Below are 18,337 nucleotides of genomic sequence, written 5' to 3'. Positions count from 1 at the left end.
ATCGGGCGGTGTCACGGCGCCGCCGCGGGCGGGCAATGCTTGTCCGACCGGGGCCGGCGCAGCAGCGTGAACTCGGCGCCCGTGTCGATGTCGCGGTAGCGGTGCATGCGCTCGTCGATGGCGGTGATGTCGGTGCAGTATCGTTGGCCGGGGGCCAGCCAGAAATTGGCACTGGCCCGGGTGACGACATAGCACATGCGCTGTCCGCTCACGCTGACCACGCCGGCACCGAAGAAGCCGCGCGGGTCGTCCTCGGTGCGGCCACAGGCCTCGAAGCGGCCATCGGCGAAGAACTCGTCGTAGGCCCAGCAAGTGCGGCCCTGGTCGGCCGTGTTGCACCACAGGCCTTCGAGCGCGCGGTGCAGCGCGTCGCCCTGCAGCGTGGTGCCGTGCGGTGCCGGCGCCTGGGCCAGCGCCAGCGCGTGGACCACGGGCAGGGCCAGGACGGGCCACCAGCGCGCCATGCTCGACTCACCGCTGCGGCGTGGCGCCGCCGAACGTCACCGCGCCCATGGCAGCATCGCCGTGCGACGGCCTGGCACCGGCAGGCGCCGATACGGCCTGGACCTCGGGGCGGTCAGAAGCAGTCCTTGACGACCAGCTTCAGGCGGCAACTCCACATGAAGCGCTCGGCACCGTTCTTCATCGACCGCCGAAAGGTGGCCGTGGCCTCGCTGGCGATGGCGTCGGGCAGCGGCACGGCCACCGGCGCACCGGTGGAGTTGGTGTAGAAGTTGAGGAAGCAGGTGCGCTCGGGGTCGCACAGCGAGCCGATCTGGCGCTCGTAGGCCGGCTGGTCCGCCGCCAGCGCAACGGGCACGATGACGAAGCGCACCAGGCCCTGCTGCCCGGCCACAAGCCAGGCGTCGACCTCGGCCGCCGACCGGGCCGCGGGTGCGATCAGCAGACCGACCACCAGCGCCGCCGCGTGCTGTCGGCCGAAACCGCAAGCACGCCATCCGCGCAGTGGCGGCGTGAGAGGCAGGTCGCGGGGCAGGGCGCGCATGGGAACCTCGGGGCCGACGGTGGGTGGACGTCGCTGTCGCAGGGTAACGCGGCCGTCATCCCGGCGCACGGGCCAGGGTGATCGCCTTCTCGGGGCAGGCGGTGACGCACAGGCCGCAGGCCTCGCACCGATCGGGCTGCACCAGCAGCGCCTGCTGCCATCGATGGACGAAGCCCTTGACCCGACCGCGCAGGCCGAGGCCGGCGCGCAGGGGCTCGGGCAGGGTGCCGACCTCGAACACGCCCGTCGGGCACACGCGCACGCAATCGGCCTTGCCCTCGCAGCGGTTGCGGTCGACGACCGGGACGAAGGCGCCCGGCGCCTGTTTGCATTCGGACGGACTGGTCACTGGGGAGGACGCTCCGGGCAAGGTTGACGGGCGACACAGCGCCCGCGGCGGGGCCGGTGGGCGGAGCATCGGTGCCTGCGGCTGCGGTCAGTGACGCGCGGGCGCACAGACGCCTCGGGCCATTGTGGCCCAGACACCTGGCCCGGCCGCAGGTGACAGGACCACAATGCCGCCATGGCCCTCGACCTCGCCCTGGCCCTCGCCGCCCTGCTCGTCGCCGCCGCGCTGCGGCCCTGGCGCGCGGTGGCCGCCAGCGGCCCGCCGTGGCCCTGGTTCGCCTGGTGGGCCGCGCTGCCGCTGATGTGGGGCGCCGATCGGTACGCGGCGATGCCGATCGTCCAGCCGCTGTCGGGCGCGGCCCTGCTGGTGATGCTGGCCGGCTGGCCGCTGGCCATGCCGGCCTTGGCGGCGGCCGCCCTGGTGACGATGGCGGTGGGCGGTCTGGACGCCGTGCAGGCGCTGCACCGCTTCGTGTGGCTGGGGGCGGTGCCGGCCACGCTGGCGCTGGCCGGCGGGGCGGCGGTGCGGCGATGGCTGCCGCACCACATGTTCATCTACATCCTGGGCCGGGGCTTCTTCATCACCATGCTGGCCGCCGCCGCGGCCGGGGCATTGGCGCTGGGCCTGACCGGCGCGCCAGTGGGCACCGACCCGACCGACGTGCTGCTGGCCCGCTGGCTCTCGGCCTCCGGCGAGGCCTTCATCACGGGCATGCTGGTGGCCATCTTCGTGGCCTTCCGGCCGCATTGGCTGGCCACCTATTCCGACCGGCTGTACCTGCGGCCGCCGGCCTGACCCGGGCGGGCGGCGGGGCCGGCGTCCGTCGAGGGCCCGTCGGGCGTTGCGCGCACCGTGAAAGTGGCCCTCGAGATCTGCCGCCGATGGCCGATAAGCACTGATCGAGCCGTCTCAGGCCATCCGCGTCCCGCGGCGGCCCGGGAGCCGGCCGCCGTGCCCCGGCCCACCATGACACCCACCGCCACCCTGCCCCAACCCGTCGACTCCGTTCTCGAAGACCTCGACCGTTCGCGCCGCAACGGCCCGCTGCAGCACATCCAGGTGCCGGCCTGCCCGGCGCTGCTGCTGCGCCTGCGGCAGGCGATGGAGGCGGCCGAGCCCGACCTGACGGAAGTGGCGGCGATCGCCGGCAGCGACGTGGCCATGTCGGCCACGTTGATCCGCCGCGCCAACAGCGCGCTGCATGCGACGGTGCCGCCGGTCAGTTCGGTCGGCCAGGCGATGGACCGGCTGGGGCTGGACGACACCGCGCAGGTGATGACGACGTTCCTGGTGCAGCGGGCGATCCCGGTGCAGACCGCGCACCTCAAGCGCTTCTGGGAGCGCTCGGCCCGGCGGGCGGCGGCCATGGCCACCATCGCGGCCGAATTGCCCGGCCTGTCGACCGACCTGGCGCACGCCTTCGGCCTGTTCTGCCACGTCGGCACGCCGGTGATGCTGCAGTGCGTGAAAGGCTATGGCGGCACGCTGGTCGAGGCCGAGGCACGCATCGACCGGTCGCCGCTGGCCACCGAGAACGCCAACCACCGCACCGACCACGCCGTGGTCGGGGCGCTGGTGTGCCGCACCTGGCGCTTCGCGCCGACCCTGGTGGCCGCGGTGCGGCTGCACCACGAACTGGAGTCGCTGGGCGGCCGATCGGCCGCGCCCGAGGTGCACACGCTGGTGGCCGCCGGGCTGGTGGCCGAGCACCTGATGCGCCGCGCCGAGGGCCTGCCCGACGACCGCGATTGGCGCGAGCACGCTGACAGTGCGATGCAGTGGCTCGGCGTCGGCACGGCCGACCTGGAGGGCTGGGAGCTGTCGCTGCAGCCGCTGTTCGACGTGATCTGACCTGCCCCGCGGCCGGGCCGCGGGGCGCGGATCAGGCCAGCGCGCGGGCGATCAGGATCTTCTGCACCTCGGACGTGCCCTCGTAGATCTGGCACACGCGCACGTCGCGGTAGATGCGCTCCACCGGGAAGTCGCTGACGTAGCCGTAGCCGCCGAACACCTGGATGGCCGCCGAGCACACGGTTTCGGCCATCTCGCTGGCGTTGAGCTTGGCCATCGCGGCCTCCTTCAGGCACGGCCGGCCGGCGTCGCGCAGCACGGCGGCGTGCCAGATCAACTGGCGCGCGGCCTCGATGCGGGTGGCCATCTCGGCCAGCTTGAACTGCACCGCCTGGTGGTTGAAGATGGGCGTGCCGAAGGCCACGCGGTCCTTGCTGTAGGCCAGTGCGGCCTCGAAGGCGGCGCGCGCCATGCCCACGCTCTGGCTGGCGATGCCGATGCGCCCGCCCTCCAGGCCGCTGAGGGCGATCTTCAGGCCTTGGCCCTCCTCGCCGATCAGGTTCTCGGCCGGGATGCGGCACTGGTCGAAGTTGATCTGGGCGGTGTCGCTGGCGTGCTGGCCCATCTTGTCCTCGATGCGCGCCACGGTGTAGCCGGGCGTGGCGGTGGGCACGAGGAAGGCGCTGATGCCGCGCTTGCCGGCGGCCTTGTCGGTGACCGCCATGACGATGGCCACGTCGCCGTTCTTGCCGCTGGTGATGAACTGCTTGACGCCGTTGATCACGTAGCCGTCGCCATCGCGCACGGCAGTGGTGCGCAGCCCGTCGGCCTGCGAGCCCACGTGCGGCTCGGTCAGGCAGAAGGCGCCCAGCATGTCGCCGCGGGCCAGGGCTTTCAGGAAGCGCTGCTTCTGGTCCTCGTTGCCGAAGGCCATCAGGATCGAGCACACGGGGCAGTTGTTGACGCTGACCACGGTGCTGGTGGCGCCGTCGCCGGCGGCGATCTCCTCCAGGATGAGCGCCAGCGACAGGTAGTCGAGCCCGGCCCCGTCGTAGTCGGTGGGCACGGCCACGCCGTAGCAACCCAGGCCGGCCAGGCCGGCGAGCTCGGCCTTCGGGAAGTGGTGGCTCTTGTCCCACTGCGCGGCCTTGGGCGCGATCTCGGCCTGCACGAACTGGCGCACGGCATCCTGCACCGCGAGGTGGTCTTCACTGAGCAGCATGGCGCTTCATCTCCGTCAGGTCTTCCTGGTAGGCGGTGGCCAGCAGCACGCGGATGCCGTGGTCGGTGCGCAGCAGCTGGTAGCCGGTGTGAAAGCGCTGCAGCACGCTGCCGTCGGCGCGCGACAGCGTCCACAGCAGGTGGGCGAAGGCGTGGTGCCGACCCATCGGCACCAGGTCGGCGATCTCGAAATCGGCCCGGTCGTAGCCCTTGCTGCGGTACAGCGCGCACAGCGCGCGGTGGTTGTCGCGCATCGGGGCATCTTCGGCCCACCAGGTGAGCTGGCCACCCTGAAGGCCGTCGTGCGCGATGCCGCTGGCGTCGTGCCACAGATCGGCCACGGCGTCACCGTCGAGGCGGTTGAAGGCCTCGCGATAGCGCGCAAAGAACGCGTGGATGTCGTCCTGGTTCATGCTCGTCACGGGCCGCGTCAGCACATCTCGATCGCGAGCGCGGTGGCTTCGCCGCCACCGATGCACAGCGACGCCACACCGCGCTTCAGCCCGCGCTTGCGCAGCGCGCCCAGCAGCGTGACGACGATGCGCGCGCCCGACGCGCCGATGGGGTGGCCCAGCGCGCAGGCACCGCCGTGCACGTTGACGATCTCGTGCGGCAGCTTGAAGTCGGTCATCGCGGCCATGGTGACGGCGGCGAAGGCCTCGTTCACCTCCCAGAGGTTGACGCTCTTGGCATCCCAGCCGGCCTTCTTCAGCGCCTTCTCGATGGCGCCGGCCGGCGCGGTGGCGAACCACTCGGGCGCCTGCGCGTGCACCGCGTGCGAGACGATGCGGGCGATCGGCGTGGCGCCCAGCTGCCGGGCGGTGGATTCGCGCATCAGCACCAGCGCGGCGGCGCCGTCGGAGATGCTGCTGGCGTTGGCCGCGGTGATGGTGCCGTCCTTCTTGAAGGCCGGCTTCAGGCCCGGGATCTTGTCGAGCTTGGCCTTGAAGGGCTGCTCGTCGAACTTGACCACGGTGTCGCCGCCCTTGCCGGGCAGCGTGACGGGGGCCATCTCCCAGTCGAAGCTGCCGTCCTCGTTGGCCAGCTTGCTGCGGGTGGTGGAGGCGATGGCGAACTGGTCCTGCGCTTCGCGCGTGAACTGGTACTTCGCCACGCACTGTTCGGCGAACACGCCCATGGCCTTGCCGCGCTCGTAGGCGTCTTCCAGGCCGTCCATCGCCATGTGGTCGAACAGTTGCGCGGCACCGTACTTCACGCCCTTGCGCGCGAACATCAGGTGCGGCGCATTGGTCATGCTCTCCATGCCGCCGGCCACCATGACGCTGGCGGTGCCCGCGGCCAGCATGTCGTGGGCGAACATCATCGCGCGCATGCCCGAGCCGCACATCTTGCTCAGCGTGACGGCGCCGGCGCTGTCGGGCAGGCCGGCGCGGCGCATGGCCTGGCGGGCCGGGGCCTGGCCCTGGCCGGCCATCAGGCAGTTGCCCATCAGCACCTCGTCGACGGCATCGCCGGGCACGCCGGCGCGCTCAACGGCGGCCTTGATGGCCACGGCGCCCAGTTCCCAGGCCGCGAGGGACGAGAAATCGCCGAGCAGGCCGCCGATGGGCGTGCGGGCGGCAGAGACGATGACGATGGATTCACTCATGGGGTGCTCCTGGTGCGATGGGGTGGAGGGACGGTGTTCAGGCTGAAGCCGGCTGCCCTTGCGGGGAGGGCGCCGCGGCACGGATGGCGCGCTGGTGCGCGAAGCGCTTCTCGGGTTCGTACGGGAACACGTCGTGCACGTGTCCCGCCTTGATGCGGTCCTTGTGGCCTTGCCAGAAGGCCGCGTCCAGCAGGTCGGCATGGTGCGCCATGAACACGGCGCGCACGGCGGGGTTGCCGAGCAGGAAAGGTTCGAAGGTCTCGGGGAAGACGTCCTTCGGGCCGACCGAATACCAGATCTCGCCGGACATCTCTTCTTCCTCGTTGCGCGGCTGGGGCAAGCGGCGGAAGTTGCAGTCGGTGACGTACTCGATCTCGTCGTAGTCGTAGAACACCACCTTGCCGTGGCGGGTGACGCCGAAGTTCTTCCAGAGCATGTCGCCGGGGAAGATGTTGGCCGCCACCAGGTCCTTGATGGCATTGCCGTACTCGACCACGGCATGCTCCAGCTGCTGCGGCGACGCATCCTGCAGGTAGATGTTCAACGGCACCATGCGGCGCTCGATGTACACGTGCCGGATGACCAGCATGTCGCCGTCCTCCTCGATCTGGCTGGGGCAGAACGTCATCAGCTCGGCCACCAGCGCCTCGCTGATGCGCGCCCGCGGGAAGGCCACGCTGGTGTACTCCAGCGTGTCGGCCATGCGGCCGACGCGGTCGTGCGTCTTCACCAGCAGGTACTTGCCCTTGATCTGCTCGCGGCTGGTGTCCTTCTGCGGCGGGTAGTAGTCCTTGATGACCTTGAACACGTAGGGGAAGGACGGCAGGTCGAACACCAGCATCACCATGCCCTTGATGCCGGGCGAGATGTCGAACTTGTCGCTCGAGTGGCGCAGGTGGTACAGGAAATCGCGGTAGAAGCTGTTCTTGCCCTGCTTCTGCAGGCCCAGCGCGGCGTACAGCTCGGAGCGCGGCTTGCGCGGCATCATCGAGCGCAGGAACTGCACATAGGCGCTGGGGATCTCCATGTCCACCATGAAGTAGGCCCGCGCGAAGCTGAAGAGCATCAGCAGGTCGTCCTCGTCCAGCAGCACGGCGTCGATGACCAGCTTGCCCGAATCGCCGTGCAGGATGGGCAGCGCGAAGGGCGTGGCGGCGAAGCCGTTGACGATCTTGCCGATGAGGTACGCACCCTTGTTGCGGAAGAACAGCGAGCTGAGCACCTGGATCTGGAAGTTGGCGCGCAGCCGCACCGGTCCGGTGTGGCCCTGGAGGGCGGCCAGCACGTCGTCGATGTCGCGGCCCAGGTCCTCGAACTCGCACTGCAGCTGGAAGTTGTCGACGATGCGCAGCAGGGTCTCGCGCATGCCGTCGGCGGACGGGTAGTACGCGCGGTAGGTGGGCAGGGCCGCGGGTTCGTCGTTCTCGATGTACTCGGTGCTGACGGCCGGCCGCACGAAGATGAAGTCGTTGCGGAAGTAGCTGTGGTGCAGGATGCGCGTGGTGACCGAGTTGAAGAAGGTCTCGGCCAGTTCGGGCTGGTGGTGGTCGACCAGCAGGCCGATGTAGTGCAGCTTCGCCTGCTGCCAGGTGTCGCCCTCGAGCGAGTCGATGTCGAACTCGCGGCGCAGCCGGTCCACCGCCTCGTCGACGCGCTTGTCGTAGAACTCGATGCGCTCGCGCTGCGCCCGCTGCTGGCCGTGCCAGTCGGCCAGCTCGAAGCGCTGCTTGGCCGCGCGGCTGGTCTCGCTGAACAACCGGTAGTGGCGGTTGAAGCCGTCGAGCATGGCCTTCGCGATGTCGAAGGCGCGGCTGTCGGTGAGGCGGTGCGGGAACATCGGCTTGGTGTCGGGGCCGGTGCCCCAGTCAATCGTCGTCGGAACGGGCCACGCGCGGGTAGCGCTTGATCGCCGCGGCAAACACGCCGACCACGGTCTCGGAACTGTCCATGGTCACGTCCAGGTTCTTCAGCAGGCCGTCGCGCAGGCCGTAGACCCAACCGTGGACAGACACCTTCTGGCCGCGGGCCCAGGCGTCCTGGACCACGGTGGACAGGGCCACGTTGCCGACCTGCTCGATGACGTTCATCTCGCACAGGATGTCTTCCTGCTCGGCCTCGGGCAGGTGGTCTAGGCGGCCACGGTGGCGCAAGCGCACGTCCTGCACGTGGCGCAGCCAGTTGTCGGCCAGGCCCACGCGGGTGCCGCGCATCGCCGCGCGCACGCCGGCGCAGCCGTAGTGGCCCACCACCATGATGTGCTCGACCTTCAGGTGCTCCACCGCGAACTGGATGGTCGACAGCGCGTTCAGGTCGGAGTGCACCACCACGTTGGCGACGTTGCGGTGCACGAACACCTCGCCAGGGTCGAGACCGGTGATCTCGTTGGCCGGCACGCGACTGTCGGCGCAGCCGATCCACATGTACTTGGGACTTTGCTGCTGCGCCAGCCGCGTGAAGAAGCCCGGCTCGCGCGCCTTGGTGGCGGCGGCCCAGGCGCGGTTGCGCTGGAACAGGTCGTCGATGTTGTCGATGTCGTCGGTCATGGCGGGCCTCGGAACGGGGTTGGGGATTCGGGCGGACGCCAGTCTAGTGGCGTCACGCCATCGGGCCGGCGGGCCGCGAACCGCCCGTACGCTACATGGTTTCGGCGAAGAGCTCGCGGCCGATCAGCATGCGGCGGATCTCGGACGTGCCGGCGCCGATCTCGTACAGCTTGGCGTCGCGCCACAGGCGGCCCAGCGGGTACTCGTTGATGTAGCCGTTGCCGCCGAAGATCTGGATGCCCTCGCCGGCCATCCAGGTGGCCTTCTCGGCGCACCACAGGATGACCGAGGCGCAGTCCTTGCGCACCTGGCGCACGTGCTGGCTGCCGAGCATGTCGAGGTTCTTGCCGATGGTGTAGCAGAAGGCCCGGCCGGCCTGCAGCACGGTGTACATGTCGGCCACCTTGCCCTGGATGAGCTGGAACTCGCCGATGCTCTGGCCGAACTGCTTGCGGTCGTGGATGTAGGGCACCACGTTGTCCATCACGCTCTGCATGATGCCGATGGGGCCGGCGGCGAGCACCGCGCGCTCGTAGTCGAGGCCGCTCATCAGCACCTTGGCGCCGCCGTTCAGGCCGCCCAGGATCTGGCTGGCCGGCACCTCCACGTCGCGGAACACCAGTTCGCCGGTGTGGCTGCCGCGCATGCCCAGCTTGTCGAGCTTCTGCGCGATGGAGAAGCCCTTCATGCCCTTCTCGATGAGGAAGGCGGTGACGCCGCGCGCGCCCAGTTCGGGCTCGGTCTTGGCATAGACCACCAGGGTGTCGGCGTCGGGGCCGTTGGTGATCCACATCTTGGTGCCGTTGAGCAGGTAGAAGCCGCCCTTGTCCTCGGCCTTGAGCTTCATGCTGATGACGTCGGAGCCGGCGCCGGGCTCGCTCATCGCCAGCGCGCCGACATGCTCGCCGCTGATCAGCTTGGGCAGGTATTTGGCGCGCTGGGCGTCGGTGCCGTTGCGCTTGATCTGGTTGACGCACAGGTTGCTGTGCGCGCCGTAGGACAGGCCCACCGACGCGCTCGCGCGGCTGATCTCCTCCATCGCCACCATGTGCGCCAGGTAGCCCATGCCGGCGCCGCCGTACTCTTCGGGCACGGTGATGCCGAGCACGCCCAGGTCGCCCATCTTGCGCCACAGGTCCATCGGGAACTGGTCGCTGCGGTCGATCTCGGCGGCGCGCGGCGCGATCTCGGCGTCGGCGAAGGCACGAACGGCGTCGCGCAGGGCATCGACGTCTTCGCCGAGCTGGAAATCGAGTCCGGGCAGTTGGCTCATGGGGTGTCTCCTCGGGGGTGGCAAGGGGGTGGGGATCAGTGCCGCACGCCGTCGCGTCCGGTGATGGTCATGACGGTGGCGGTCATCGTGGCCACCAGCACGGGGGCCCCATCGGGGGCCTGCCCCCAGGCGCGGCCGTCGACCACGCTGATGGTACGGCCGGCCTTGGCGACCTGGCCTTCGCAGCGCAGGTGGGGGCCGCGGGCAGGGGCCAGCAGGTTGATCTTGAACTCGATGGTCAGCACGCCGGCATCGGCCGGCATCAGCGTGGAGGCGGCATAGCCGCAGGCGGTGTCCAGCGCCGCGGCCAGCATGCCGGCGTGCACGAAGCCGTGCTGCTGGCCGATGCGAGGCGAGTGCGGCAGGCCGACGACGACGTGGCCGGGCTCGACGAGATCGAGCGTGGCGCCGATGGTGGCCATCGCGCCCTGGCGGTCGAACGAGTCGCGGATACGGGCCTCGTAGGACGGATCGGCGGGCAGGTGGGTGCGTTCGGACATGGGCTCGGCTGAGGCGGCGTCGACAGACCACCGGATTTGATTGACGTTTACGTCAACGTCATTTTGCCCGAGAACCGATGCCCGACGGAAGCCCCGATGTGGCGGCAGGCGGTGCAGCGCATGCCCGGAGGCCCACCGGGGCGCCGCGTCCGGCGCCTGCGCGCCGCAGCGCGGTCAGGCCCGGCGCGGGCGCGCCGGCGCCTTGGCCAGCAGGCTGCGGCAGCGGGCCTCGTGCTGGGCGATCTCGGCCAGCGTGACCTCGATGTCCTCGCGCTGCTGCTCGAGCTGCTGTCGGTGCGAGGCCAGCACGCCCAGGAAGGCCTGCAACTGCGGCGCGGTGTCGGAATCGCTGTCGTACATCGTCACCAGCTGCTTGATGTCCTGCAGCGCGAAGCCCAGCCGCTTGCCGCGCAGCGTGAGCTTCAGCCGGGTGCGGTCGCGGTGCGTGTAGACCCGGTTGCGACCGGCGCGGGCGGGGGTGAGCAGGCCCACGTCCTCGTAGAAGCGGATGGCGCGCGGCGTGATGTCGAACTCATGGGCGAGTTCGGTGATCGTGTAGGTCTTGCCTTCTCGGCCAGCAGCGCTGTCGGGCATGGGCGGCTCGGTTGACGTTCGCGTCAATTTAACCACGGCCGGACGGGGCGGCGCCCGAAAGGACAACGGCGGGCTGTGGGCAGCCCGCCGTTCCTGGCCCGCGTGGTGCGTGGGTCCGATCTCCCTGCCTCGCCGGTATGACAGCAGTGCGGGCGAGTCTGTGCGAATGGCGTCGCCGGCGCATCCACTGCCGAGAGGACGGCGGCCGGCGTCAGTCGAAGCTGGGCAGCACCTCGGTGCGCAGCGCGCCGCGGCTGCGCTCGTAGTCGGGCAGCACCGAACGCACCACTTCCCAGAAGGCCGAGCTGTGGTTCATCTCGCGCAGATGGGCCAGTTCGTGGGTGACGACGTAGTCGATCACCGGCATCGCGAAGTGCACCAGGCGCCAGTTGAGCCGCACCGAGCCGTCGGCGCTGGCGCTGCCCCAGCGCGTGGCGGCGGAACTGATCGACAGCCGTCGCACGCGCACGCCCAGTTGCTGGGCGAAGTGCTCGCAGCGCGACTCGAAGATGCGCCGCGCCTGGCGCTGCAGCCAGCTCTGCACCGCCTCGCGGATCTGCGCCTGCGTGGCGGACTGGGGCAGGCCGACGTGCAGGGTCATGCGCGCCACGCCCGGCAGCCCGTCGCCGCCGGCATTGAGCACCGCGCCGGTGACGCGCGGGTCGAGCACCACGATGACGGTGTCGCCGAGGAAGGGCAGGCTGGTGCCGTCGCGCCATTCGATGCGCGCGGCCTGCAGCCGATCGGCCCGCTCGCGCTGCTCGTGCAGCTTGCGCAGGATCCAGCCGGCCTTGGCCTGCAGCGCCTGCTCGACCTCCTGCACCGCCACCCAGCGCGGGGCGCTGACGCTCAGGCCCTCGGCGCCGACGACGAAGCCGATGCTGCGCCGTTTGCCGCGGCGGAACTCGTAGCCGACGGTGTGGCCGTCGAGCGAGACGCGGCGCTGGGCGCGGGGGTGATCGAAGCGCAGCGGCGGCGCTGCAACAGCCGGGCCGGGCACCGCCGGCGGCTTGGCGCCCGCTCGCGGGCGCGCCGGCGAGGTGCCTGCGGCCGGGTCAGGTGCGGTGTCGGCTGCGGGCACGACCCCGCGGCCGGCCGGCGGCGCGGCAGGCGCGCCGGCCGGCGTCGGCGCCTCGTCGAACAGCGACAGCTGTCGTCGATCGGGGGCCAGGCTGGGTCGCGCCATGGGCGCGGATTCTACGAACACCGGGGCGGCCGTGACAGCAGTCACCGCGAAAGGCCACGGGTCGGGTGGCCGATTGGGCGCCTGGTTGGGCGGCCGGCCGGGCGATTCGCCGGGCCACGGGTCGGGCGCGCGGTCGGTCGACAGTCCGGACACCGGGCCGGACACCAGTCCACTCACCAGGCCGCGCACCCAGCGCAGCACGTCGGCGGCCGCCGTCCGCCCGCGGGCCCCCATGGGCCGCTCAGCGGTAGGCCTCGGGATCGATGCGACGCATCTCGGCCTCGATCCAGGCCTCGACCTCGCGCATCAGTTCGTCCGGCTCGCGGCCGACCGACGGGATCGGCGGGCCGATCGAGATGTCGACCACGCCCGGGCGCAGCAGGAAGCTCTTGCGCGGCCAGCAGCGCGCCGAGCTGGTGGCGATCGGCACGATCGGGTTGCCGGTGGCGATGGCCAGCCGGCTGGCGCCCGACTTGTAGACACCCTTCTGGCCCCGCGCGATGCGCGTGCCCTCGGGGAACATGATCACCCAGTGGCCCATGGCCATCAGCCGCTTGCCCTGCGCCTCGACCTTCTTCCAGGCCTCGGTGCGCTTGCTGCGGTCGATGTGGATCATGTCCATGCGGGCCATCGCCCAGCCGAAGAACGGGATGTAGAGCAGTTCGCGCTTGAAGACGTAGGCCAGCGGGTGGGTCATCAACGCCGGGTAGGCGAAGGTTTCCCAGGTGGACTGGTGCTTGGACGCCAGCAGCACCGCGGCGCGCTCGTCGGCCCGCGTGGGCAGGTGGTCCATCCCCTGGATGCGCCAGTGGATGCCGCAGATCCAGCGCGCCCCATAGACGGACAGCCGCAGCCAGCCTGCGCACATCCAGTAGATGCGGTTGCCGCGGATGAAGATCGACACCAGCACCACCGCCAGCGCCCACGGGATGACGGTGACGACCAGGAACAGCACGAACAGCAGCGAGCGCAGGGCGTGGAGCGCGGTCAACGCAGGTCTCCCAGGCTGGACACGCGAACGTGGTCGCGGCGCAGCATGTGCTCGGCGAAGGCGCCCAGGTCGGAATGCACCAGGGTGGCGGGCACCTGCTCGACGATGCGGGCGATCTGCCCGTCGTCCAGCGCGGCGGCGCGGCCGCTGCACACCAGGTGCGGCTCGCAGCCGGCAGCGTGCGCGGCCTGCAGGTCGCGCAGGGTGTCGGCCACCATCGGCACGTTGTGCAGGTCGATGCCGTAGCGGCGGCCGATCTCGACCATCAGCCCCGGCAGGGGCTTGCGGCAGTCGCAGTGGTCCTCGGGCGTGTGCGGGCAGAAGAACACCGCATCGAGTCGGCCCCCCACGGCTGCCAGGCACTGGTTCATGTGCGCATGCACGGCGTTGACCGAGGCCATGTCGATCATGCCCCGGCCGATGCCCGACTGGTTGGTGGCCACCACCGCATGCCAGCCGGCGTGGTTGAGCCGCGCCACCGCCTCCAGCGCCCCGGGCACCGGGTGCCACTCGTGCGGCGACTTGACGTGGTCGTCGCGGTAGGCGTTGAGGATGCCGTCGCGGCCCAGGATCAGGAGCTTGGGGATGGGCTGCATGGCGTGCCGCCGTCGGTCAGGCCGCAAGGCGGGAGAGGTCGGCCACGCGGTTCATCGCCGCATGCAGCGACGCCAGCAGGGCCAGGCGGTTGTGGCGCAGCGCAGCGTCGTCGGCGTTGACCATGACACCGTCGAAGAAGGCGTCGACCGGCGTCTTCAATGCCGCCAGCGCCTGCAGCGAGGCGCTGTAGTCGCCGCGGTCGAAGGCCGCATCGGCCACCGGCCGCACCGATTGCAGTGCCTGGTACAGCGCCGCCTCGGCGGCCTCCTTCAGCAGCGCCGGCCGCACGGGTTCGCCGGAACTGCCCTCGGACTTCTTCAGGATGTTGCCCACGCGCTTGTTGGCCGCGGCCAGCGAAGCGGCCTCGGGCAGTGCGGCGAAGCTGCGCACCGCCGCCAGGCGCCGGGGGATCTCGGCCCAGCGCTCGGGCCGGGCCTCGACGACGGCCTCGACCTCCTGCGACGAGTAGCCCAGTTCGCGCAGGTAGCCCGACAGGCGCTCGCGCAGGAAGAAGCCCACCTCGGCCTGCGACTGGCCATGGCCGGCCGGGAAGGCCTTGAAGGCTTCGCTGACGAGGTGGTGCACGTCCAGCGGCAGCCCGCCCTCGATGAGCATGCGGATCACGCCCAGCGCATGGCGGCGCAGCGCGAACGGGTCCTTGTCGCCGGTGGGCACCTGGCCGATGCCGAACAGGCCGGCCAGGGTCTCGAGCTTGTCGGCCAGCGCCACCACCAGCCCGACCGGGTTGCGGGGCAGCGCGTCGCCGGCAAAGCGCGGGCGGTAGTGGTCTTCCACCGCGAAGGCGATGGCCTCGGGCTCGCCATCGTGCCGGGCGTAATAGCCACCCATGATGCCCTGCAGCTCGGGGAACTCGCCCACCATGTCGGTGAGCAGGTCGGCCTTGGACAGCATCGCGGCCACGTCGGCCGACGCTGCCAGCGCCGGCCCACCGACGGCCAGGCCGATGGCATGGGCGATGGTGCGCACGCGCTCCATGCGCTCGCCCTGCGTGCCGAGCTTGTTGTGGTAGACCACCTTGTGCAGCCCGGCGACGCGGTCGACCAGGCGCTTCCTGCGGTCCTGGTCGAAGAAGAACTTGGCGTCGGCCAGGCGCGGGCGCACCACGCGCTCGTTGCCGCCGATGACCTTGGACGGGTCGGCCGGCCGGATGTTGCTGACCACCAGGAACTTGTGTGTCAGCCGACCCTGCGCGTCGAGCAGCGGGAAGTACTTCTGGTTGGCCTTCATCGTCAGGATGAGGCATTCGGGCGGCACTTCGAGGAACTGCGGCTCGAACTGGCACAGCAGCACGTTGGGCCGCTCGACCAGCGCGGTGACCTCGTCGAGCAGCGCGTCGTCGTCGATCGGCTTCAGGCCCTCGGCCGTGGCCAGCGCGGCAAGCTGGCGCACAATCTCGGCGCGGCGCTCGGCGAAGCTGGCGATCACCGAGCCTTCGTCCAGCAACTGCTGGGCGTAGCTGTCGGCGTCGCGCAGCGTCACGGTGGGCTGCGCGGCCTCGAAACGATGGCCGGTGGTGCTGCGGCCGGACGAGAGGCCCAGCACCTGCAGCGGCACCACCTCATCGCCGTGCAGCGCGACCAGGCCATGTGCCGGGCGCACGAAGTTCACGCTGGTCCAGCCGTCGGCCAGCTGGTAGCTCATGACCTTCGGGATGGGCAATTTCGCCAGCGCCTCGTCGAGGGCCTTCTTCAGGCCGTCGGCCAGCGACGCGCCAGCCACCCGGCTGTCGAGGAACAGCGCCTCGGCCTTGCCGTCGGGGGCGCGCTTGAGGGCGGGCACGACGGAGGCGTCCTGGCCCAGTGCGGCCAGCTTCTTCAGCAGTGCCGGCGTGGGCGCACCCGCGGCATCCAGCGCCACGCTCACCGGCATCAGCTTCTGCTGCACCGACTTGTCGGCGGCCTTGGCGGACACGCCGGCCACGTGGGCGGCCAGGCGGCGGGGCGACGCAAAGGCGGTGACCGCGGCACCGGCCGCGGCCAGGCCCTGCGCCTGCAGCGACGCGGACAGGGTGGCAGCGAAGGACTCGCCCAGCTTCTTCAGTGCCTTGGGCGGCAGCTCTTCGACGAAGAGCTCGACCAGCAGGTTGCGGGTGCTCATGCTCGGACCTCGCTGGGCCGCGCCGTCGGCGCATGGGGGACCGGCTCTGCCGCCTTCTTCTGTTCGAGCTGGGCCAGCACTTCGGCGGCCCAGGCCTTGGGCGCCATCGGGAAGCCGAGCCGTGCGCGACTGTCGAGGTAGCTCTGCGCCACGGCGCGGGCCAGGTTGCGGATGCGGCCGATGTAGGCCGCGCGCTCGGTGACGCTGATGGCGCCGCGGGCGTCGAGCAGGTTGAAGGTGTGCGCGGCCTTGAGCACCTGCTCGTAGGCCGGCAGCGCCAGGGCCTGCGACATCAGGTGCTGGGCCTGCTTCTCGTGCGAGCCGAAGGCGCCGAACAGGAACTCGGCGTCGCTGTGTTCGAAGTTGTAGGTGCTCTGCTCGACCTCGTTCTGGTGGAACACGTCGCCGTAGCTCAGGCCCGGGGCGTAGACCAGGTCGTAGACGTTGTCCACGCCCTGCAGGTACATGGCCAGGCGCTCCAGGCCGTAGGTGATCTCGCCGGTGAGCGGCTTGCAGTCGATGCCGCCGACCTGCTGGAAGTAGGTGAACTGCGTCACCTCCATGCCGTTGAGCCAGACCTCCCAGCCCAGGCCCCAGGCGCCGAGCGTGGGGTTCTCCCAGTCGTCCTCGACGAAGCGGATGTCGTTGCTCTTCAGGTCGAAGCCCACCGCCTCGAGCGAGCCGAGGTACAGCTCCAGGATGTCGGCCGGGGCGGGCTTGAGCACCACCTGGTACTGGTAATAGTGCTGCAGGCGGTTCGGGTTCTGGCCATAGCGGCCGTCCTTGGGCCGGCGGCTGGGCTGCACGTAGGCCGCCTTCCAGGGCTCGGGGCCGAGCGCGCGCAGGAAGGTGGCGGTGTGGCTGGTACCGGCGCCGACCTCCATGTCGTAGGGCTGCAGCAGGGCGCAACCCTGGCGGTCCCAGTAGTCTTGCAGTCGAAGGATGAGTTGCTGGAAGGTGAGCATCGGTGGCCGCGCGGCTGCCTCGAAGGAACCGGGGAGTTTAACGGCCGCCCCTGGGTCATCCCCAGGGATCGCGGGCCGGCGGTCCGGCGCGCCAGGCCGCCCACAGCAGCAGCAACCAGGCCGCGGCCAGCAGCGGCCACAGCCCGATGGCGCCCGCCCAGGCAGCGTAAGGCGTGCGCCCCGTGCGGCCCTGCACCGTGCCGGTGAGCACGGCCCGGGTGAACACCGGCAGACGCGCCTGCACCTGGCCGCGGTGGTCGATCAGCGCGGTGGTGCCGGTGTTGGTGGCGCGCAGCATCGGCCGCTGCAGTTCGAGCGTGCGCATGCGCGAGATGTGCAGGTGCTGCTCGGCCGCCCCGCTGTCGCCGAACCAGCCGATGTTGCTGATGTTGACCAGCATGGTCGGTGCATGGGCGGCCTCGCGGAAACGGGTGGCGAGTTCCTCGCCGAACAGGTCTTCGTAGCAGATGTTGGGCAGCAGGCGCTCGGCGCCGAGCGCGAAGGCCGGCGCATCGGGGTCGCCCCGGCGGAAGTCGCCGAGCGGGATGTCCATCATGTCGGTGAACCAGCGGAACATCGGCGGGATGAACTCGCCGAAGGGCACCAGGTGGCCCTTGTCGTAGCGATATCCCGCGGCGCCGGCGGCCATCCCGACCACCGAGTTGGTGTAGCCGTCGGCGGGGTCGCCGAGCGGCACGCCGATCAGCGCCGCGGGCCGGCCGGGCGCCGCGAAATGCGACTGCAGCGCGGCCCAGTAGCCCGGCGCCAGGTCCTGCAACTGGTCGGGCAGCAGCGGCACGGCGGTTTCGGGGGCCACGACCAGGTCGCCGCCCGCCTGGCGCAGCGAGGTGGCCACCCAGGCCAGGGTGGCGGGCAGGTGCTGGGGCACGAACTTCTCGTCCTGCGCCACGTTGGGCTGCAGCAAGCTCACCTTCAGCGTGCCGCTGGGCTGGGTGAACTCGGCCGGGCCCAGCAGCGCGCCGGCACCGACGGCGGCCGTGGCCAGCACCATGGCGGCCACCGCGCCCCGGGTGCGCCGTTGAAGAGCCTGCACCGCACCGGCGGCGAACGCCGCGCCGACGGCACCGAGGCCGTAGACGCCGATCCACGGCGCCAGCCAGGCCAGCGGGCCGTCGACCTGCGCGTAGCCGCTGGCGGCCCAGGGGAAGCCGGTGAGCAGCAGCCCGCGGGCCAGTTCGGCCGCCAGCCAGGCCGTGGCGAACAGCAGCGTGTCGTGCCAGGGCCGGCCGTCGCGGCCGCGCGCCACCGCCGCCATCGCCAGCGCCAGCACCGACGACAGCGCCAGCGCCAGCAGCGCCACCGCCGCCGCGGCCATCCAGGCCGGCAGGCCGCCGTAACGGTGCATGCTGATGAAGAGCCACCACACGGCGCCGCCCACCCAGGCCGTGCCATAGGCGGCGCCCAGCGCGGCCGCCTGCCATGGGGTGGCACGCGCCACCCGCCAGGCCAGAACCGCCATGCCCAGCGCCACCAGCGGCCAGGCGGCCGGGCGGGCATAGGCCAGCGATTGCGCGGCGCCCAGCAGCGCCAGCAGGAGCAGTTCGGCCCGGGGCCAGCGGCGCCCGCCCCGCAC

At 70.9% G+C, this 18,337-nt stretch carries 19 protein-coding genes; 2 read left to right on the top strand and 17 right to left on the bottom strand.

What is annotated here, in order from left to right; all coding sequences use genetic code 11:
* Window positions 1-11: 11 nt before the first annotated feature.
* The 3 genes from EOINJALH_RS28380 to EOINJALH_RS28370 form a co-directional block, all read right to left on the bottom strand.
* Complete coding sequence (locus EOINJALH_RS28380; RefSeq protein ID WP_088286574.1) at window positions 12-464, bottom strand: hypothetical protein; 453 nt, start codon at window positions 462-464, stop codon at window positions 12-14.
* A gap of 113 nt (window positions 465-577) precedes the next feature.
* Window positions 578-1,006: a hypothetical protein gene (locus tag EOINJALH_RS28375; protein ID WP_199873495.1), complete on the bottom strand. Its 429-nt coding sequence runs from the start codon at window positions 1,004-1,006 to the stop codon at window positions 578-580.
* Between the two features lie 55 nt (window positions 1,007-1,061).
* Entirely contained in the window at window positions 1,062-1,355 is a 294-nt protein-coding gene (locus tag EOINJALH_RS28370; protein ID WP_234414085.1) for an ATP-binding protein, read from the bottom strand.
* A 174-nt stretch (window positions 1,356-1,529) separates the two neighbouring features.
* On the opposite strand from EOINJALH_RS28370, the gene EOINJALH_RS28365 reads away from it, so the two are divergent.
* Window positions 1,530-2,150 carry a hypothetical protein gene (locus EOINJALH_RS28365; RefSeq protein WP_088286570.1) on the top strand — a complete coding sequence of 207 codons (621 nt, stop codon included), beginning with the start codon at window positions 1,530-1,532 and terminating at the stop codon, window positions 2,148-2,150.
* A gap of 171 nt (window positions 2,151-2,321) precedes the next feature.
* Complete coding sequence (locus EOINJALH_RS28360; RefSeq protein WP_088286568.1) at window positions 2,322-3,206, top strand: HDOD domain-containing protein; 885 nt, start codon at window positions 2,322-2,324, stop codon at window positions 3,204-3,206.
* A 31-nt stretch (window positions 3,207-3,237) separates the two neighbouring features.
* On the opposite strand, the gene EOINJALH_RS28355 is transcribed toward EOINJALH_RS28360, so the two are convergent.
* From EOINJALH_RS28355 to lnt, 14 genes are all read right to left on the bottom strand, one after another.
* Window positions 3,238-4,368, bottom strand: coding sequence for an acyl-CoA dehydrogenase family protein (locus tag EOINJALH_RS28355; RefSeq protein WP_088286566.1), 1,131 nt, complete (start codon window positions 4,366-4,368; stop codon window positions 3,238-3,240).
* Entirely contained in the window at window positions 4,355-4,780 is a 426-nt protein-coding gene (locus tag EOINJALH_RS28350) for a hypothetical protein (RefSeq protein ID WP_144290208.1), read from the bottom strand. The genes EOINJALH_RS28355 and EOINJALH_RS28350 overlap by 14 nt, the downstream gene beginning before the upstream one ends.
* Before the next feature lie 17 nt (window positions 4,781-4,797).
* Window positions 4,798-5,976 carry an acetyl-CoA C-acyltransferase gene (locus EOINJALH_RS28345; RefSeq protein ID WP_088286562.1) on the bottom strand — a complete coding sequence of 393 codons (1,179 nt, stop codon included), beginning with the start codon at window positions 5,974-5,976 and terminating at the stop codon, window positions 4,798-4,800.
* Window positions 5,977-6,013: 37 nt separating this feature from the next.
* A complete protein-coding gene (aceK, locus tag EOINJALH_RS28340) occupies window positions 6,014-7,813 on the bottom strand; it encodes a bifunctional isocitrate dehydrogenase kinase/phosphatase (RefSeq protein WP_088286559.1) in 1,800 nt (599 codons plus the stop codon).
* Window positions 7,814-7,841: 28 nt separating this feature from the next.
* Window positions 7,842-8,519 (bottom strand): carbonate dehydratase, encoded by a 678-nt coding sequence (gene can, locus EOINJALH_RS28335; RefSeq protein WP_088286557.1) that lies wholly within the window; start codon window positions 8,517-8,519, stop codon window positions 7,842-7,844.
* A gap of 91 nt (window positions 8,520-8,610) precedes the next feature.
* On the bottom strand, window positions 8,611-9,792 hold the full coding sequence (locus EOINJALH_RS28330) for an isovaleryl-CoA dehydrogenase (RefSeq protein WP_088286556.1): 1,182 nt from the start codon (window positions 9,790-9,792) through the stop codon (window positions 8,611-8,613).
* Between the two features lie 35 nt (window positions 9,793-9,827).
* On the bottom strand, window positions 9,828-10,292 hold the full coding sequence (locus EOINJALH_RS28325) for a PaaI family thioesterase (protein ID WP_088286554.1): 465 nt from the start codon (window positions 10,290-10,292) through the stop codon (window positions 9,828-9,830).
* 174 nt (window positions 10,293-10,466) lie between these two features.
* Complete coding sequence (locus tag EOINJALH_RS28320; RefSeq protein WP_088286553.1) at window positions 10,467-10,886, bottom strand: MerR family DNA-binding transcriptional regulator; 420 nt, start codon at window positions 10,884-10,886, stop codon at window positions 10,467-10,469.
* A gap of 211 nt (window positions 10,887-11,097) precedes the next feature.
* The gene (locus tag EOINJALH_RS28315) at window positions 11,098-12,072 is read right to left on the bottom strand and encodes a M48 family metallopeptidase (RefSeq protein WP_088286646.1); all 975 of its coding nucleotides are present in this window, start codon (window positions 12,070-12,072) and stop codon (window positions 11,098-11,100) included.
* Between the two features lie 241 nt (window positions 12,073-12,313).
* Window positions 12,314-13,063: a 1-acyl-sn-glycerol-3-phosphate acyltransferase gene (locus tag EOINJALH_RS28310; RefSeq protein ID WP_088286552.1), complete on the bottom strand. Its 750-nt coding sequence runs from the start codon at window positions 13,061-13,063 to the stop codon at window positions 12,314-12,316.
* Entirely contained in the window at window positions 13,060-13,659 is a 600-nt protein-coding gene (gene gmhB, locus EOINJALH_RS28305) for a D-glycero-beta-D-manno-heptose 1,7-bisphosphate 7-phosphatase (RefSeq protein ID WP_088286551.1), read from the bottom strand. Before gmhB ends, EOINJALH_RS28310 begins: the two co-directional genes overlap by 4 nt.
* Before the next feature lie 16 nt (window positions 13,660-13,675).
* On the bottom strand, window positions 13,676-15,778 hold the full coding sequence (gene glyS / locus EOINJALH_RS28300) for a glycine--tRNA ligase subunit beta (RefSeq protein ID WP_088286550.1): 2,103 nt from the start codon (window positions 15,776-15,778) through the stop codon (window positions 13,676-13,678).
* On the bottom strand, window positions 15,775-16,743 hold the full coding sequence (gene glyQ, locus EOINJALH_RS28295) for a glycine--tRNA ligase subunit alpha (protein WP_088286549.1): 969 nt from the start codon (window positions 16,741-16,743) through the stop codon (window positions 15,775-15,777). The genes glyS and glyQ overlap by 4 nt, the downstream gene beginning before the upstream one ends.
* Window positions 16,744-16,798: 55 nt before the next feature.
* Window positions 16,799-18,337: an apolipoprotein N-acyltransferase gene (gene lnt / locus EOINJALH_RS28290; RefSeq protein ID WP_234414089.1), complete on the bottom strand. Its 1,539-nt coding sequence runs from the start codon at window positions 18,335-18,337 to the stop codon at window positions 16,799-16,801.

Source organism: Ideonella sp. A 288, from assembly GCF_002198735.1.
Taxonomy (GTDB): Bacteria; Pseudomonadota; Gammaproteobacteria; order Burkholderiales; family Burkholderiaceae_C; genus Pseudaquabacterium.
The sequence above is the reverse complement of the archived record's forward strand: the minus strand, read 5'-3'. Positions and strand labels throughout refer to the sequence as shown.

Bases quoted from the DNA above. Each gene is read 5' to 3' on its own strand.
- EOINJALH_RS28380 (WP_088286574.1), bottom strand. From the start codon at position 464: ATGGCGCGCTGGTGGCCCGTCCTGGCCCTGCCCGTGGTCCACGCGCTG.
- EOINJALH_RS28330 (WP_088286556.1), bottom strand. From the start codon at position 9,792: ATGAGCCAACTGCCCGGACTCGATTTCCAGCTCGGCGAAGACGTCGAT.
- glyS (WP_088286550.1), bottom strand. From the start codon at position 15,778: ATGAGCACCCGCAACCTGCTGGTCGAGCTCTTCGTCGAAGAGCTGCCG.
- aceK (WP_088286559.1), bottom strand. From the start codon at position 7,813: ATGTTCCCGCACCGCCTCACCGACAGCCGCGCCTTCGACATCGCGAAG.
- EOINJALH_RS28365 (WP_088286570.1), top strand. From the start codon at position 1,530: ATGGCCCTCGACCTCGCCCTGGCCCTCGCCGCCCTGCTCGTCGCCGCC.
- EOINJALH_RS28320 (WP_088286553.1), bottom strand. From the start codon at position 10,886: ATGCCCGACAGCGCTGCTGGCCGAGAAGGCAAGACCTACACGATCACC.
- can (WP_088286557.1), bottom strand. From the start codon at position 8,519: ATGACCGACGACATCGACAACATCGACGACCTGTTCCAGCGCAACCGC.
- EOINJALH_RS28355 (WP_088286566.1), bottom strand. From the start codon at position 4,368: ATGCTGCTCAGTGAAGACCACCTCGCGGTGCAGGATGCCGTGCGCCAG.
- EOINJALH_RS28345 (WP_088286562.1), bottom strand. From the start codon at position 5,976: ATGAGTGAATCCATCGTCATCGTCTCTGCCGCCCGCACGCCCATCGGC.
- gmhB (WP_088286551.1), bottom strand. From the start codon at position 13,659: ATGCAGCCCATCCCCAAGCTCCTGATCCTGGGCCGCGACGGCATCCTC.
- EOINJALH_RS28325 (WP_088286554.1), bottom strand. From the start codon at position 10,292: ATGTCCGAACGCACCCACCTGCCCGCCGATCCGTCCTACGAGGCCCGT.
- EOINJALH_RS28375 (WP_199873495.1), bottom strand. From the start codon at position 1,006: ATGCGCGCCCTGCCCCGCGACCTGCCTCTCACGCCGCCACTGCGCGGA.
- EOINJALH_RS28350 (WP_144290208.1), bottom strand. From the start codon at position 4,780: ATGAACCAGGACGACATCCACGCGTTCTTTGCGCGCTATCGCGAGGCC.
- glyQ (WP_088286549.1), bottom strand. From the start codon at position 16,743: ATGCTCACCTTCCAGCAACTCATCCTTCGACTGCAAGACTACTGGGAC.
- EOINJALH_RS28315 (WP_088286646.1), bottom strand. From the start codon at position 12,072: ATGGCGCGACCCAGCCTGGCCCCCGATCGACGACAGCTGTCGCTGTTC.
- EOINJALH_RS28360 (WP_088286568.1), top strand. From the start codon at position 2,322: ATGACACCCACCGCCACCCTGCCCCAACCCGTCGACTCCGTTCTCGAA.